The organism is Pseudomonas vranovensis DSM 16006, assembly GCF_000425805.1.
Classification (GTDB): domain Bacteria; phylum Pseudomonadota; class Gammaproteobacteria; order Pseudomonadales; family Pseudomonadaceae; genus Aquipseudomonas; species Aquipseudomonas vranovensis.
Genome location: NZ_AUED01000001.1, coordinates 259,340 through 273,982, shown reverse-complemented (window position 1 = coordinate 273,982; position 14,643 = coordinate 259,340). Strand labels below are relative to the sequence as shown.

The following is a 14,643-nucleotide window of genomic DNA, read 5'->3' as shown; positions in this document are numbered from 1 at the left end:
AGACCGTCTGGATAGCGCGCGTAGGAATTATCGTTCAAAACAACCGTAAAACCGAACACTCCTTGCAGGCAATATTCGGAATTCCGAATATCCAGGGCCTTGAACCGCCTAAGACGTAAATCATTTTTTATAGCTAAATCAATCAGTTATGTATAAAAACCGACTAACGGGCGAGCTGGTACGCTTTCTGCTCCCTCCCCCGAGTTACACAGCAAACGCCATCAATAAGAGAGAACAATAATGAAAGCTGCGCTTACCTCCTTCGCCCCAGGGGCCTTGGCCCTTCTGCTGCTCCTGCCTACTGGTGTCAGCGCCAAGGAAGCCGAAAACCAGCAAAAACTGGCCAACGTCGTGATTCTCGCCACTGGCGGCACCATTGCTGGCGCAGGCGCCAGTGCCGCTAACAGCGCGACCTACCAGGCGGCCAAGCTGGGCGTCGACAAGCTGATTGCCGGCGTTCCGGAACTGGCCAACATTGCCAACGTGCGCGGCGAGCAAGTGATGCAGATCGCCTCCGAGAGCATCAGTAACGAAAACCTGCTGCAACTGGGCAAGCGCGTGGCCGAACTTGCCGACAGCAAGGACGTCGACGGCATCGTCATCACCCACGGCACTGACACCCTGGAAGAAACCGCCTACTTCCTCAACCTGGTAGAGAAGACCGACAAACCGATCGTAGTGGTGGGCTCGATGCGTCCAGGCACCGCGATGTCGGCCGACGGCATGCTCAACCTGTACAACGCCGTGGCCGTTGCCAGTGACAAGCAGTCGCGCGGCAAGGGCGTGCTGGTCACCATGAACGACGAGATCCAGTCTGGTCGTGACGTCAGCAAAACCATCAACATCAAGACCGAAGCCTTCAAGAGCCCATGGGGCCCACTAGGTATGGTGGTCGAAGGCAAATCCTACTGGTTCCGCCTGCCGGCCAAGCGCCACACCATGGATTCGGAGTTCGACATCAAGAAAATCAGCAGCCTGCCTGCCGTGGACATCGCCTACGGCTACGGCAACGTGACCGACACGGCCTACAAGGCGCTGGCCCAGAACGGCGCCAAGGCGATCATTCATGCCGGCACCGGCAACGGTTCGGTATCGTCGCGCGTCGTGCCCACCTTGCAGGAACTGCGCAAGGAAGGCGTGCAGATCATTCGCTCTTCCCACGTCAATGCCGGCGGCTTCGTACTGCGCAACGCCGAGCAGCCAGACGACAAGAATGACTGGGTCGTGGCCCACGACCTGAACCCACAGAAAGCCCGCATCCTGGCCATGGTCGCCCTGACCAAGACCCAGGACAGCAAAGAGCTGCAGCGTATCTTCTGGGAGTACTGAGTGAAATGCGCTGGCTCCCCGTGCAGGTGGGCCAGCGCCTCTCCCCTTCGGCCAAAATCGCACTGAACAGATTGCAGCAGCATCTGCGGTTTGGTGTCCGATGCGTTCTTTCACTGACGAGCAGTTGCGAAAAGACCCACAGTAAAATACTGTATGCGCATACAGCAAAACAAGGAACGCTTCGTGGCCACCACCTCCGCACCTGCCAGCAGTTACGAACAACTGGGCATTCGCATCCAGAAAATCATCAACTCGCCCACCGCACAAAAAGCGCGGGCTGCACTGATCTTCCGCCTGGAGCATGAGTCGCCCGACGACTGGGCAACCCTGCTCGAAGAAATCGCCGAGAACGACAACGTCACCCTCGCCTATCGCGACGACGGTGGCGTGCAGATTTTCTGGGTTGTGCCGAAGGAAGATTGATTGCGCATGAGCGTTTCGTTTTTTGCAGTCGCTTGCCTGCTGTTCAGTGTCACGGCCGCCCATGCCGATGCACCACGCACCTTCAGCGAAGCCAAGAAGGTTGCCTGGCGCCTGTATGCGCCGCAGTCCACCGAGTTCTATTGTGGCTGCAAGTACAACGGCAACAAGGTCGATCTTGCTGCCTGCGGTTATGTACCCCGCAAGAATGCCAACCGCGCCTCGCGCATCGAGTGGGAACACATTGTCCCTGCATGGCAGATCGGCCACCAGCGCCAGTGCTGGCAGGACGGTGGGCGCAAAAATTGCGCGCGCAACGACAAGGTCTTCCAGCGCGCCGAAGCCGACCTGCACAACCTGGTGCCGAGTATCGGCGAAGTGAACGGTGATCGCAGCAACTTCAGCTTCGGCTGGCTGCCCGAGCAGCGCGGGCAATACGGCTCGTGCCTGACCCAGGTGGACTTCAAGGCCAAGAAGGTCATGCCTCGCCCGTCGATTCGCGGGATGATCGCACGCACCTACTTCTATATGAGCAAGCAGTACAACTTGAAGCTGTCCAAGCAGGACCGACAATTGTACGAAGCCTGGAACAAGACCTACCCGCCGCAGGGCTGGGAACGCCAGCGCAATCAGCGGGTGGCCTGCGTGATGGGTCGCGGGAATGACTTTGTCGGCCCAGTGAACCTCAGCGCGTGCGGCTGAGGCTCAGGCCAGTGCTTGCAGGTAGGCACTGGCCTGCTGGTAGCGGGCCAGGCGAGCCATGTCTTCAGGGCCGGGAATGGCGATGCGCGTCAGGTCGCTGTTGTCGGCAAGGTCTGCCAGCTTGACCACCCGCGCCAGCGGGTCGCCTCCCAGGCGGATGACGAAGGCTTCGTAGCTTTCGTTATCGCGCCGACTCAACGCTTGCACCGCCGCCAGAATCTTCAGGGCGAAACCTTCACGGGCCAGGTCCGACAGGGTCATGGGCGAATCTTCAAGCACATCGTGCAGCACCGCGACAATGCGCTGCTCTACGGTCGATACCCGCAGCATCACCCGCAATGGATGCAGAATATATGCAGCACCACCCTTGTCGTGCTGCCCTTCGTGCGCCTTTGCCGCCACCGCAATGGCCCGTTCCAACGTCGACATTAGGCCCCTCCCACTCAACGCCCGCGCCATTCACGACGCGCCATGCTGTAGACATCGGTCAACCCGCCGCCACACAAAGCATAGTCAAGCAATTGTCCTTCGACTTCAAAGCCATGGCACTTGCACAACCCCTGAACATGCTGTTCGGTGGCACGCTGCAGGGTAATGACGGGGGATGCTTTCTTCATCACGGCTCTCCTTGCGTTGAGCCGTGAGTGTACGGGGCCGGGAAAGATGCTGGCTAGCGCGTCGCACCGTGCTGGATGATCACCGAGTCAGTCCCCAGGCGCGCCATCACATCGTCTTGCCGCGATTCGGCCTCGGCTTTGGTCGCGAACGGGCCAAGCAGCACCACCGGCTTACCGTCGCGATAGGCGACCGAAGACGGAATCTGCTTCTCGATCAGGCGTGCGGTCATGTCGCTCAGGGCGCCCATGTTCGGGCCCTGGACAATCTCGACATCCCAGCCTTCAGGGGCGGGCTGGTCAGCCAGGGCGTCGGCGCGGCGCTGCAGATCGGCACCGCCGCAGATTTCGCGAATACGCAGGTTGCTACCCTTGTCGGCGAGGAGAATCTCGTAGCCGTCGGTTCCCTTGATTGCCACGTAGCTGCGGTATGGCAGGAAGGTGCCGGTATCGTCCTTGGTACGCACCTGGCCACAGATATCACCCTGAGTGTCGGTCCGTACGTTGGCGAACTTGGCTGTCTTGGGGTTTGGCAGCTGTTCGGCAATCTGCTTGTGAACACCTTCGATTTCGTTTTCACAGCCGGCCAGCGCCAGAACTGCCATTACCATCGCCACTTTGCGCACGCGTCTATCTCCTGAATACAAGCGGCGGATTCTAGCATTTATGGGGCGTAGCCGCTGCGGTCGGGCTGCGATCGGGCGCGAAGCGACCGCAATACTTGCATCGGCGGCAGTTGCACAGTTGATCGCAGCCTGGCGGCAGCGGCTACCGCATTCAGGAAACCGGAATGCAAAAAGGGCGATCCTTTCGGATCGCCCTTTTTGTCGAGATTTGGTAGGCACAATTGGACTCGAACCAACGACCCCCACCATGTCAAGGTGGTGCTCTAACCAACTGAGCTATGTGCCTGCTGTGGGGCGCATAATACGCAGGTATGTACCTGTCGTAAAGCGAAATTTCATAAAAAAATCAGCAGCTTTAGTCTTTCGAGCAAACCCGCCCAAAACAAAAAAGGCGACCCTTGCGGATCGCCTTCCTGGTACCGCCAGCAGGGGCGGATTTGATTTGGTAGGCACAATTGGACTCGAACCAACGACCCCCACCATGTCAAGGTGGTGCTCTAACCAACTGAGCTATGTGCCTGCTGTGGGGCGGCATTCTACGGAATCGGCTGACAGTGTCAACTCTTTTTTTCACGCTAAGCCACTGAATCTTAAAAATATTTATGAAAACCCCCAGTAAAGGATTTTCAACACACGACTAGCGGGTGTTTATTATTATTGATAGCATCGGTACAGTCGTAAAAAATATAAAACAGAGGTTTCGCAGCATGGCCAATACCCCCTACCCTCAATCCTACTACGCCGCATCGGCCAATCCGGTACCGCCGCGCCCGGCGTTGCAGGAAGAGGTCCAGACCGACGTCTGCGTGATCGGCGCCGGCTACACCGGTCTGTCCAGCGCACTGTTCCTGCTGGAAGCGGGCTTTAGTGTAACCGTGCTGGAAGCTGCCAAGGTTGGTTTCGGCGCGTCGGGCCGCAACGGCGGCCAGATCGTCAACAGTTATAGCCGTGACATCGACGTGATCGAGCGCACCGTCGGCCCCAAGCAGGCGCAACTGCTCGGCCATATGGCCTTTGAAGGCGGCCGTATCATTCGTGAGCGCGTGGCCAAGTACAACATCCAGTGCGACCTTAAGGACGGCGGTGTGTTCGCAGCCCTGACCGCCAAGCAGATGGGCCACCTGGAATCGCAAAAACGCCTGTGGGAACGTTTCGGCCACACCCAGCTGGAACTGATGGACCAGAAGCGTATCCGTGAAGTGGTCGATTGCGACCAGTACCTGGGCGGCATGCTCGACATGAGTGGCGGTCATATCCACCCGCTGAACCTGGCCCTGGGCGAAGCTGCCGCGGTCGAGTCGCTGGGCGGCAAGATCTACGAGCAGTCCCCGGCCGTGCGCATCGAGCGTGGCGCCAACCCTGTCGTCCATACCCCGCAAGGTAAAGTGCGCGCCAAGTTCATCATCGTTGCCGGTAATGCCTACCTCGGCAACCTGGTGCCGGAGCTGGCCGCCAAGTCCATGCCGTGCGGCACCCAGGTCATCACCACCGAGCCACTGGGCGAAGACCTCGCACGTCAGCTGCTGCCACAAGACTACTGCGTCGAAGACTGCAACTACCTGCTCGACTACTACCGCCTGACCGGCGACAAGCGCCTGATCTTCGGCGGCGGTGTGGTCTACGGTGCGCGCGACCCGGCCAACATCGAAGCGATCATCCGTCCGAAGATGCTCAAGGCCTTCCCACAGCTCAAGGACGTGAAGATCGACTACGCCTGGACCGGTAACTTCCTGCTGACCCTGTCGCGCCTGCCGCAAGTGGGCCGCCTGGGCGACAACATCTACTACTCCCAGGGTTGCAGTGGCCACGGCGTCACCTACACCCACCTGGCGGGCAAGGTGCTGGCTGAAGCCCTGCGTGGCCAGGCCGAGCGATTCGACGCCTTTGCCGAGCTGCCGCACTACCCGTTCCCGGGTGGCCAGATGCTGCGCGTACCGTTCAGTGCCCTCGGCGCCTGGTACTACAGCCTGCGCGACCGCCTGGGCTTCTAAGCCAGAACCCGGCTTGCGCCGTCACTGCCCCAGGGCGCTGACGGCCTGCCGGGCCGCTTGTTCCTGGCCCGCCTGGGCCAGGTCATTGGCCGCCTTGAGCCAACGATTACGATCTACCTGGGCCGGCAATTGGCCTGGCTGCTGCACCAGTACCGCCCACCCCCCCTCCTCGCTCCACGCCGACGTGAAATCATCGAAGTCCATCAGCATGCGCCTGTGATTACCGGAGCGCAGCAGTACACGCTGCTTGTAGCGGTCGTAACCGACCATCAAGGCATAGCGTGGCTGCGCCCAGAACGTCGAGCCTTCGGAATAACGCAGCAGCACCGGATTGCCGGCCGACACCTGCGCCAGCAAAGCGTTGAGTTTCGGCTCCAGCGGGTAAACCACCATGCCGTATTGACGGGCAACGTTCTGCATCGAGTCCTGCAGTTTATCCACGCCCTGAGGCAGGCCCAACTGCTGCTCAAGCAAACCTGGCGTAATACGCACCCCCTGTTGCGACAGCATGGCCGCCAGCGCCATTGGCGCGCTCTGATTGGCATTGCCGCGGTAGAACGGCACCGAACCGATTTCGACGCGCTGCGCCAGACCGTCCTTGATCGGGGCCGGTGGCTGGCTGGCACACCCCACCAGCGCAACAGCCAGCGCACAGGCCGCCAACAGGCGACGCGGGGAGGAACATGAGAAAGACAGTGGCAGCATGAACATTCGCTTGTGCTGATGCCCGGCAGACAGCGCCCGGCCCTGGGTTGCGATCATAGGCTGGCAGGCGGTGCGGGTATAGCCCGGTGGGGGCTTAGAACAAAGTAACCCAAGGGGCTAGACCATCGGTCAATGGCCTGCAACATGCCTTCGGCTAGACTACAGGGGTGTCCGCGCGACCAGCATCAAGGGCTGGCCAGGGACCTGAGGAGGCATACATGAGCCTGACAATGGCAATCCTGATGCTGGTCGGCGCCTGGTTGAGCGTCGCCGCCGCCATGCTATGGGGCGTCCTGCGGATTGCCCGCCGTCATCACCCACACCCTACCTTGCCGAAAAAGAGCAACGAGCCTGTACCTGCCCGGCGCAGTCGCCGGCATGCCGATGCGCATTGATCCCTGAAAGCATCGCGGGGCAAGCCCGCTCCCACGCTGTGTGGGAGCGGGCTTGCCCCGCGATTCACGCTTATCAACCGGTTATCAGCTTTCAGTCGCCTCACGCTTCAACCGTGCCCGACGCGACATGATGTTCAGCACCTCGATCGCCGTCGAGAACGCCATCGCCGCATACACATAGCCTTTCGGTACGTGGGCGCCGAAGCCCTCGGCGATCAGGGTCATGCCGATCATGATCAGGAAGCCCAGGGCCAGCATCACCACGGTCGGGTTGTCGTTGATGAACTTGGCCAGCGGGTCAGCCGCTACCAGCATCACGATCACGGCACTGATCACAGCAATGATCATGATCGGCAGGTGCTCGGTCATGCCCACGGCGGTAATGATGCTGTCGATCGAGAAGACGATATCCAGGATCAGGATCTGACCGATGGCAGCGGCAAAGCCCAGGGTGATGGTCGAGGACGCCTTGGCTTCAGCCTGGGCGCGTGGATCGACGCTCTCGTGGATCTCCTTGGTCGCTTTCCACAACAGGAACAGGCCACCGGCGATCAGGATCATGTCCTTCCAGGAGAAGGTATGCCCGAACACATCGACCACGGGTTCGGTCAGCTGGACGATCCAGGCCACGGTGCTCAGCAGGCCCAGGCGCATGATCAGCGCCATGCTGATACCGATGCGTCGCGCCTTGGAACGAAATTCCACCGGCAGCTTGTTGGTCAGGATAGAGATGAAAATCAGGTTATCGATGCCCAGCACGATCTCCATGGCCACCAGGGTGGCCAGGGCTACCCAGGCGGTCGGGCTTGCAGCGAGTTCCAACAAGTATTCCATGAATCAATCCTGAATCGAGGTAAGGGGTGGGTCAGATTTCTTGAGCGCTGTCATCGCGCTCGGATTTGCCGGCCTTGTCGCCACCCTGGGAGCCCGTGGCTTCACTCAGGGCCTGCTGGGCCGCGTCGTTGGTTTTATCGATGGCCTCCTTGGCCGACTCCGCTGCCTGGTTGAGCATCTGCTGGGCGGACTTTTCCGCCTGCTCGCAACCGCTCATGGCCAACAGGGCCAGCAGCAACACCAGGGGTGTACCGATGGATTTGAAGTGAAGCATCTGTGGATCTCCGTGCAAATGAATCAGTGCCCAGTCAGCAGCACCGTGATGGCTGGGGATTCTAAATATCTGGATACATCAGGAAAATTCGTATTTTCGGCAGTTATACTTCGGTTTTTACGAATCCGGACTCGGCATGCTCAATTATCGACAGCTGCACTACTTCTGGGTGGTCGCTCGCACCGGCAGCATCGTGCGCGCCGGCGAGCAACTGAACCTGACGCCCCAGACCATCAGCGGGCAGATCAGCCTGCTGGAGCAAACCTACGGCATCGAGCTGTTTCGCCGGGTCGGCCGGCAACTGGAACTGACCGAAAGCGGCCGCCAGACCCTGACCTACGCCGAGCAAATGTTCCAGATTGGCGGTGAGCTTGAGGCCATGCTACGGGCACGCCCGGATGAGCAACAGATCCTGTTCCGGGTCGGGGTGGCCGATGTGGTGCCCAAGTCGATCGTCTACCGCCTGCTGGCACCGACCATGGACATGGAAGACGCCCTGCGCCTGAGCTGCCGCGAAGACAAACTCGAACGCCTGCTGGCGGACCTGGCGATCCAGCGCCTGGACCTGGTAATTTCCGACAGCCCCATGCCCAGCCATCTGGACATCAAGGGCTACAGCCAGAAACTGGGCGAATGCGGCATCAGTTTTTTTGCCACCCCTAGCCTGGCCGCCAGCCTCGGCGAGGACTTTCCGGCCTGCCTGCAGAACGCACCGTTACTGATTCCCGGCCAGGAAACCGTGGTGCGCAGCCGCCTGCTGCGCTGGTTCGCCGAACAACAACTGCAGCCCAGAATTGTCGGCGAGTTCGATGACAGCGCCTTGATGCAGGCCTTCGGCCAATCCGGCAGTGGGATTTTCATCGGCCCCAGCGTGATTGCCGATGAGGTGTGCAATCAGTACGGCGTCGAACTGATCGGCCAGACTGACGCCGTGATCGAGTCGTTCTACGCCATCTCGGTAGAGCGCAAGGTCAAGCACCCCGGCATCATCGCCATCACCGAAGGCGCCCGGCGCCAGCTGTTCAACTGGTAGTGCGCACCCGCGCCAGGCCCAACGCCAGCAGCACCGACAGGCCAATCAGCAAGGCGGCGGAATAACCGAGACTGGCCAGACCCAGGCTGTCGATCACCCGGCCACCCATCACGGCCCCCAGGCCGATACCCAGGTTGGCCCCGGCGATATTCAGCGAAGCGGCAAAGGCCGGTGCCTGCGGCGCAGACTTGATCACCCGCACATGGCTGACCAGGAACAACGCCGCCTGCGCAGCCCCCCAAATCGCCAGCGCCACGATCAGGCCGTAAGTGGAATGAATGCTCGGCACCAGGGCAATCAAACCCACAAGCATCACCGCGCAAAAGCCTGCCGACGCCAGCAAGGGGTGGCGATCCACAGCGCGGCCGCCCAGGCTGTTGCCAATCAGGCCCACGGCACCGAAGCCCATCAAGTACCAACCGACCCGCGCCCCGTCGAAGCCCGCCAGGCGTTCGAGAATGTCGGCCAGGTAGGTGTAGGCGGTAAACATGCCGCTGAACACCAGCACCGAGAGCAGCACATGCCCTTGCAGCAGACCACTGCGCAGCAATCCGAACTGACCACGCAACGAAGTGACCTGGTTATGCCGTGGGGTGCGCGGCAAATAGAAGTGCAGCAGCAGCGCCTTGGCCAGGGCCAGTACCGCAAGCAGGGCAAATGCCGCGCGCCAGCCCAGGGCGTCGCCTATCAAAGTACCGACTGGAATACCGAATACCGTGGCACACACGACGCCAAAACTGATTTTCGCGATGGCCCGGCCGGCATAGGCCGGGCCGACAATATCCACTGCCGTTTCACTGGCCAGCGACCAGAACACCGGCAAGCCCAGCGCTGGCAGCAACCGCGCCAGGCCCATCACATAGATGTTGGGCGCCAGTGCTGCCAAGGCATTGCAACCGGCGAACAACAGCAAAATGCCGACAAACAGGCGCTTGCGCTCAAGGCGCGCGCACCAGGCCGTGAGGAACGGCCCGAAGCAGGCCACGGTAAACGCAAACAGCGTGACCAGCAGGCCGGCCTGGGGAATGCTCACAGCCAGGTCCCGCGCAATGCCCGGCAACAGGCCGACAATCACGAACTCAGTGGTCAACACGGTGAAGCCTGCGGCAGCCAGCAACAGAATCGGCAGTAACATCTACACTCCAGAAGTTCTAAACATCCACGGCCCGCGGCCGTTTCGAGGGGGCGCGCATACTACACCCGCCGCGCGACCGTCTGACACAGGGCCGTCACCAAAAGTGGCTGCTGTGCTAAAGTCGCGCCCCTTTCACGGCCCTGAACGCCTGGCGCCCCTGCATTTTCGGCGTCGCGACGGGCTTGGAGCCCTCTTACAAGACCGAGAAACACCCGACATGACACCCGTTCTAAAGCTGTTGAGCCGTACCAGTCTGGTGGTACAGATCATGATCGGCCTGGTGGCCGGTATCGCCCTGGCCCTGTATGACCCCGAAGTCGCCCTGACCCTGGGCTTCGTCGGCAAGGTATTTGTCTCTGCCCTGAAGGCTGTTGCACCCATCCTGGTGTTCATCCTGGTCATGGCCTCCATCGCCAACCATAAGCACGGCACCGAAACCCACATTCGCCCGATCCTGGTGCTGTACCTGCTCGGCACGTTCGCCGCGGCCGTGGTCGCCGTCATCGCCAGCATGGCCTTCCCGTCGAACCTGACGCTGAGCACCTCGGACGTTGCCCTCAGTGCTCCTGGCGGTATCGCCGACGTGCTGCAGCGCCTGCTGCTGAGCGTGGTCGACAACCCGGTCAACGCCCTGATGAACGCCAACTTCATCGGTATCCTGGCCTGGGCAATCGGCCTAGGCGTGGCGATACGTCACGCTGGGCAAACCACCCGCACCGTAGTCGAAGACCTGTCCAATGGTGTGACCCTGATCGTGCGTGTGGTGATCCGCTTCGCGCCGCTGGGTATTTTCGGCCTGGTCTCATCGACCCTGGCCCAAGCGGGCCTGAACGCCCTGCTCGGCTACCTGCACCTGTTGGCCGTGCTGATCGGCTGCATGCTGTTCGTGGCGCTGGTGGTCAACCCACTGATCGTGTTCTGGAAGATCCGCCGCAACCCCTACCCGCTGGTGCTGCTGTGCCTGCGTGAAAGCGGCATCACCGCCTTCTTTACCCGCAGCTCCGCCGCCAACATTCCGGTCAACCTGGCCCTGAGCGAAAAACTCGGCCTGCACGAAGACACCTACTCGGTGTCGATCCCGCTGGGCGCAACCATCAACATGGCCGGCGCTGCCACGACCATCACCGTCCTCACCCTGGCAGCGGTACACACCCTCGGCATTGCCGTCGACATCCCCACCGCCATCTTGCTCAGCGTCGTTGCAGCCGTGTGCGCCTGTGGTGCTTCGGGCGTGGCTGGTGGTTCGCTGCTGCTGATTCCGCTGGCGTGCAGCCTGTTCGGCATTCCCAGTGAAATCGCCATGCAAGTGGTGGCCGTGGGCTTCATAATCGGTGTGCTGCAGGATTCGGCGGAAACCGCGCTGAACTCCTCCACCGACGTACTGTTCACCGCGGCGGCCTGCATGGCCAACGACCGTCACACTGCCTGAGCCTGACCCGCAGCCGGTGCGTCCTGCACCGGCTGCTTGTGTTTTACCCTGTCGCGCACCTAGGCTAGAGGCCTTACTTCGCAAAGAGACAGGGTCATGTCCGACGAAAACGAATCCCCTTCCGAAGCCCGTTTCAACAGCACCGAGATCCGCGTCCTCGGCTCGCTGATCGAGAAACAGGCCACCAGCCCCGAAACCTACCCCCTGACTTTGAACGCCCTGGTGCTGGCCTGCAACCAGAAGACCAGCCGCGAACCGGTGACGAACCTGAGCCAGGGCCAGGTCGGCCAGGCCCTGCGCGCCCTTGAGGGCCAGGGGTTGACCCGTTTGCAGATGGGCAGCCGTGCCGACCGCTGGGAACATCGTGTAGACAAGGCCCTGGAGCTGGTACCCGCCCAGGTCACCCTGCTGGGCCTGATGTTTTTGCGCGGCCCGCAGACGGTGAACGAACTGCTGACCCGCAGCAGTCGCATGCATGAATTCGAGGACGCCGAGCAGGTGGTACACCAGCTGGAGCGACTGATCGCCCGCGGCTTTGCCTTGCACCTGCCGCGCCAGGCCGGGCAACGGGAAGATCGCTACACCCACGCCCTGGGTGATCCGGCCGAGATCGAAGCGATTCTGGCAGCGCGCCAACAAGGACCGGAACGCAGTGGCGGTGCAGTGTCGCTGGAGCGTATCGAGGCCCTGGAAGCACGTATTGCCGCCCTGGAAGAACGCCTGGCCCAGCTGGAATAACTGGCGTCTGCCTGACGACCGCTGCGCAGTCGATCGCAGCCTCGTTCCTCGGCAGCGGCTACAGCGTGCAGGCCATGTCCGTGTAGCCGCTGGCGCCAGCCTGCGATCGGCTGCGAAGCGGCCGTGGTTTCAACCCAACCTGGCAAACGCCACTGCCAGCTTCACCTGTTCCGGCGTCGGCCTGACCCCGGTGTACAGCACAAACTGCTCCAGCGCCTGCAAGGCAATCACCTCAAGCCCAGTGATCACTGCCCTTCCCTGGCGTTCAGCCTCGATAATAAACGGTGTGCGCGCCGGCATCGCCACCACATCGAACACCAGCTGCGCCGCCGCAATCGCCTCGAGGCTGAACGCAAGATGCTCGGCCTCCACCCCGCCAGCCATGCCAATGGGCGTGACATTCACCAGCATCGGCGGGCACAGGTCTCCCAGGTCTGCCTGCCAGCGATAGCCACAGCTATCCGCCAACTGCCGTCCCGCCTGTTCATTGCGGGCCACGATAGTACCCTGGGTAAAGCCGGCATCCCGCAAGGCGCTGGCCACCGCCTTGGCCATGCCGCCACTGCCGCGCAAGGCAAACGCCATGTTCGGATCGACCCGGTGCAATTCAAGCAACTGGCGCACGGCCAGGTAGTCGGTGTTGTAGGCCTTGAGCCTTCCACCGTCGTTGACAATGGTATTGATCGAGTCGATCGCCGCGGCCGAAGGGTCGATCTCATCGACCAGGGCCATACAGGCTTCCTTGTACGGCATCGACACGCCACATCCACGAATCCCCAGCGCGCGAATGCCACTCACCGCCGCGGGCAAGTCCTGGGTGGTCATGGCCTTGTAATAGAAATCCAGGCCCAGTTGCTCATACAAGTGGTTGTGAAAACGCACCCCGAAACTGCCGGGGCGACCGGCCAGGGAGATGCACAACACGGTGTCTTTACCGGGAACGTGGGCCATTTGAAACTCCTTTGCGTTCGAGTCGGCATTATGCACAGCGCTCGCGTCTACCGTTGATCGGCGCTTACAAAACCTTTACTCAGACGCACTGTGCAACGCTCGGTTCCCGCAGTCTTATAGAGGTATCCCCACGTGGGTGGCTCTGTGAGGAATTCGCGATGAACCGTCATCTGCCGTCAATCGCCCTGCTGGTCGGCGCCCTGGCTGCCAGCGCGCAGGTCGCCGCCCATGGTGGGGGTGGCGGTGGAGGTCGTGGCTGGTACGGCCCAGCCCCGCTGATTGGCGCGGCGGTGGTCGGCGCCGTGGTTGGTTCGACGCTCTATGGCGGGCGCGACCGCACGGTCTACATTGAGCGCCAGCCGGTCTACTACAGCCCACCACCGGTGTATTACCAGGTTCCCCCGCCGGTGTACTACCAACCGTACCCGGTGGTCGAGCGCTATGCACCGCCGCCGCCACCCTATTACCGCGAACGCTACTACGGCCCGCCGCCGGTCTACTACGGACCGCCGCGCTGGTAAGGCCGGGTCGATGACAGTGATGAACACTATCGAGCCGGTTGATTTCAACCGGCTCACTTCACGACGTAAGGTAGGCCCATGAATCGCAGGAGAACACCCATGGCCCCTATCAGCATCATGTCCGTCATCGGCAGCGCCGTCCCTGCCTCGCTAAGGGAGCTGGGCCTGCTGGCCTGCTGGTACTTGGTCCGCGAAGGTGAGGCGGTGTCCGGCCCGCTGACCTCCCTGACCGATGCCCAGGCCCTTGCCAGTCGCCTGCAGTACCCCGGCATGCGCGCCTGAGGCCCAGGCACTTTTATCGTGCGTTGCTCCGCACAGCCCCTTGCCCCGCCAGTTGGCGGGGCTTTTTATGCACGCGACATCTCCGGGAGACTCAATCCAGGGCCCCCGTGAGCACTTCGTAAATGATGCCGGTGGCAATTGCCACCAGGATCAGGTCCGTGCCAGCCTGCTGCCATTCATAGCCATCGTAGTGCGGAAGCCTGCCCAATAGCCTGCCGTCCAGTTTTTTAGCAATGCCGGGGGGCAGTGGCTTTCCTCTGGCCAGGTTCTTCTGGATTCCTGGAGGCAGCGCCGAACCCGGGCTCCAATAGTCGTGGTAGTCCGTCAGAATGTTGAACACATCACCACGATTGATGCTGGGCCCATAGCTCCAATCGCCGTGATCCGAGCCCTTGGATTTCCCCGCGCCGCCCTGGTTGCCAGGGTTATGAGATTTCTGTGAATTGCCCTTGCCGTTGCCTTGACCATTGCCCGGATCGGCCAGCGCACCCACAGAAGTTGCGGCCAACGCCAGGCTGGTCAGCGCTGCGATGAATGTCTTGGATCTGAACATATCCGTACTCTCGTAAAGGGGGAAATACCCTCTGCAATGTAGACGACGCCCGCCTGGAAAGTTCATCCTGCACGCCACTGAAGACGCACCCTTCGTGCCCAAAGAACGGGT

At 61.3% G+C, this 14,643-nt stretch carries 19 protein-coding genes and 2 tRNA genes; 10 read left to right on the top strand and 11 right to left on the bottom strand.

Annotated elements, in window-relative coordinates; all coding sequences use genetic code 11:
* The first annotated feature begins 240 nt into the window (after positions 1-240).
* From H621_RS0101430 to H621_RS0101420, 3 genes are all read left to right on the top strand, one after another.
* On the top strand, positions 241-1,329 hold the full coding sequence (locus H621_RS0101430; protein WP_028941658.1) for an asparaginase: 1,089 nt from the start codon (positions 241-243) through the stop codon (positions 1,327-1,329).
* A 153-nt stretch (positions 1,330-1,482) separates the two neighbouring features.
* Positions 1,483-1,752, top strand: a complete 270-nt coding sequence (locus H621_RS0101425; RefSeq protein WP_028941657.1) for a DUF1654 domain-containing protein — start codon at positions 1,483-1,485, stop codon at positions 1,750-1,752.
* A 6-nt stretch (positions 1,753-1,758) separates the two neighbouring features.
* Positions 1,759-2,451: an endonuclease gene (locus H621_RS0101420; protein ID WP_028941656.1), complete on the top strand. Its 693-nt coding sequence runs from the start codon at positions 1,759-1,761 to the stop codon at positions 2,449-2,451.
* Positions 2,452-2,454: 3 nt separating this feature from the next.
* Here the strand turns inward: H621_RS0101420 and H621_RS0101415 are convergent, their stop codons facing one another.
* From H621_RS0101415 to H621_RS0101395, 5 genes are all read right to left on the bottom strand, one after another.
* Complete coding sequence (locus H621_RS0101415; protein WP_028941655.1) at positions 2,455-2,880, bottom strand: bifunctional (p)ppGpp synthetase/guanosine-3',5'-bis(diphosphate) 3'-pyrophosphohydrolase; 426 nt, start codon at positions 2,878-2,880, stop codon at positions 2,455-2,457.
* A 14-nt stretch (positions 2,881-2,894) separates the two neighbouring features.
* Positions 2,895-3,068 (bottom strand): hypothetical protein, encoded by a 174-nt coding sequence (locus tag H621_RS28405; RefSeq protein WP_156905589.1) that lies wholly within the window; start codon positions 3,066-3,068, stop codon positions 2,895-2,897.
* Between the two features lie 53 nt (positions 3,069-3,121).
* The gene (locus H621_RS0101405; protein ID WP_028941654.1) at positions 3,122-3,691 is read right to left on the bottom strand and encodes an SPOR domain-containing protein; all 570 of its coding nucleotides are present in this window, start codon (positions 3,689-3,691) and stop codon (positions 3,122-3,124) included.
* Positions 3,692-3,900: 209 nt separating this feature from the next.
* Positions 3,901-3,977 (bottom strand) — tRNA-Val (locus H621_RS0101400).
* A gap of 157 nt (positions 3,978-4,134) precedes the next feature.
* Positions 4,135-4,211, bottom strand: a tRNA-Val gene (locus tag H621_RS0101395).
* A 187-nt stretch (positions 4,212-4,398) separates the two neighbouring features.
* Between H621_RS0101395 and H621_RS0101390 the strand changes: the two genes are divergently transcribed.
* The gene (locus tag H621_RS0101390) at positions 4,399-5,682 is read left to right on the top strand and encodes an NAD(P)/FAD-dependent oxidoreductase (RefSeq protein ID WP_028941653.1); all 1,284 of its coding nucleotides are present in this window, start codon (positions 4,399-4,401) and stop codon (positions 5,680-5,682) included.
* A gap of 21 nt (positions 5,683-5,703) precedes the next feature.
* Here the strand turns inward: H621_RS0101390 and H621_RS0101385 are convergent, their stop codons facing one another.
* On the bottom strand, positions 5,704-6,444 hold the full coding sequence (locus H621_RS0101385) for a PA2778 family cysteine peptidase (RefSeq protein WP_028941652.1): 741 nt from the start codon (positions 6,442-6,444) through the stop codon (positions 5,704-5,706).
* Positions 6,445-6,605: 161 nt separating this feature from the next.
* Between H621_RS0101385 and H621_RS28665 the strand changes: the two genes are divergently transcribed.
* The gene (locus tag H621_RS28665; protein ID WP_167332081.1) at positions 6,606-6,782 is read left to right on the top strand and encodes a hypothetical protein; all 177 of its coding nucleotides are present in this window, start codon (positions 6,606-6,608) and stop codon (positions 6,780-6,782) included.
* Between the two features lie 84 nt (positions 6,783-6,866).
* Here H621_RS28665 and H621_RS0101375 read toward each other — a convergent pair whose 3' ends face one another.
* Together H621_RS0101375 and H621_RS0101370 are read right to left on the bottom strand one after the other, a co-directional pair.
* Entirely contained in the window at positions 6,867-7,616 is a 750-nt protein-coding gene (locus H621_RS0101375; protein ID WP_028941651.1) for a TerC family protein, read from the bottom strand.
* 31 nt (positions 7,617-7,647) lie between these two features.
* On the bottom strand, positions 7,648-7,890 hold the full coding sequence (locus H621_RS0101370) for a hypothetical protein (RefSeq protein ID WP_028941650.1): 243 nt from the start codon (positions 7,888-7,890) through the stop codon (positions 7,648-7,650).
* A 136-nt stretch (positions 7,891-8,026) separates the two neighbouring features.
* Between H621_RS0101370 and nhaR the strand changes: the two genes are divergently transcribed.
* Positions 8,027-8,923, top strand: coding sequence for a transcriptional activator NhaR (gene nhaR, locus H621_RS0101365; RefSeq protein ID WP_028941649.1), 897 nt, complete (start codon positions 8,027-8,029; stop codon positions 8,921-8,923).
* On the opposite strand, the gene H621_RS0101360 is transcribed toward nhaR, so the two are convergent.
* Positions 8,913-10,058 (bottom strand): MFS transporter, encoded by a 1,146-nt coding sequence (locus H621_RS0101360; RefSeq protein ID WP_028941648.1) that lies wholly within the window; start codon positions 10,056-10,058, stop codon positions 8,913-8,915. The two genes, nhaR and H621_RS0101360, sit on opposite strands and share 11 nt — an antisense overlap.
* A 217-nt stretch (positions 10,059-10,275) precedes the next feature.
* On the opposite strand from H621_RS0101360, the gene sstT reads away from it, so the two are divergent.
* Together sstT and H621_RS0101350 are read left to right on the top strand one after the other, a co-directional pair.
* Positions 10,276-11,487 carry a serine/threonine transporter SstT gene (gene sstT, locus H621_RS0101355; RefSeq protein WP_028941647.1) on the top strand — a complete coding sequence of 404 codons (1,212 nt, stop codon included), beginning with the start codon at positions 10,276-10,278 and terminating at the stop codon, positions 11,485-11,487.
* Between the two features lie 96 nt (positions 11,488-11,583).
* Entirely contained in the window at positions 11,584-12,225 is a 642-nt protein-coding gene (locus tag H621_RS0101350) for a YceH family protein (RefSeq protein WP_028941646.1), read from the top strand.
* A 129-nt stretch (positions 12,226-12,354) separates the two neighbouring features.
* On the opposite strand, the gene H621_RS0101345 is transcribed toward H621_RS0101350, so the two are convergent.
* Entirely contained in the window at positions 12,355-13,176 is an 822-nt protein-coding gene (locus H621_RS0101345; protein WP_028941645.1) for a shikimate 5-dehydrogenase, read from the bottom strand.
* A 158-nt stretch (positions 13,177-13,334) separates the two neighbouring features.
* Here H621_RS0101345 and H621_RS0101340 point away from each other — a divergent pair, with 158 nt between their 5' ends.
* Both H621_RS0101340 and H621_RS0101335 read left to right on the top strand, forming a co-directional pair.
* Positions 13,335-13,697, top strand: a complete 363-nt coding sequence (locus H621_RS0101340) for a hypothetical protein (RefSeq protein WP_028941644.1) — start codon at positions 13,335-13,337, stop codon at positions 13,695-13,697.
* A 99-nt stretch (positions 13,698-13,796) separates the two neighbouring features.
* On the top strand, positions 13,797-13,979 hold the full coding sequence (locus tag H621_RS0101335) for a hypothetical protein (protein WP_028941643.1): 183 nt from the start codon (positions 13,797-13,799) through the stop codon (positions 13,977-13,979).
* A 91-nt stretch (positions 13,980-14,070) separates the two neighbouring features.
* Here H621_RS0101335 and H621_RS0101330 read toward each other — a convergent pair whose 3' ends face one another.
* On the bottom strand, positions 14,071-14,532 hold the full coding sequence (locus H621_RS0101330) for an anti-virulence regulator CigR family protein (RefSeq protein WP_028941642.1): 462 nt from the start codon (positions 14,530-14,532) through the stop codon (positions 14,071-14,073).
* Positions 14,533-14,643: the final 111 nt, after the last annotated feature.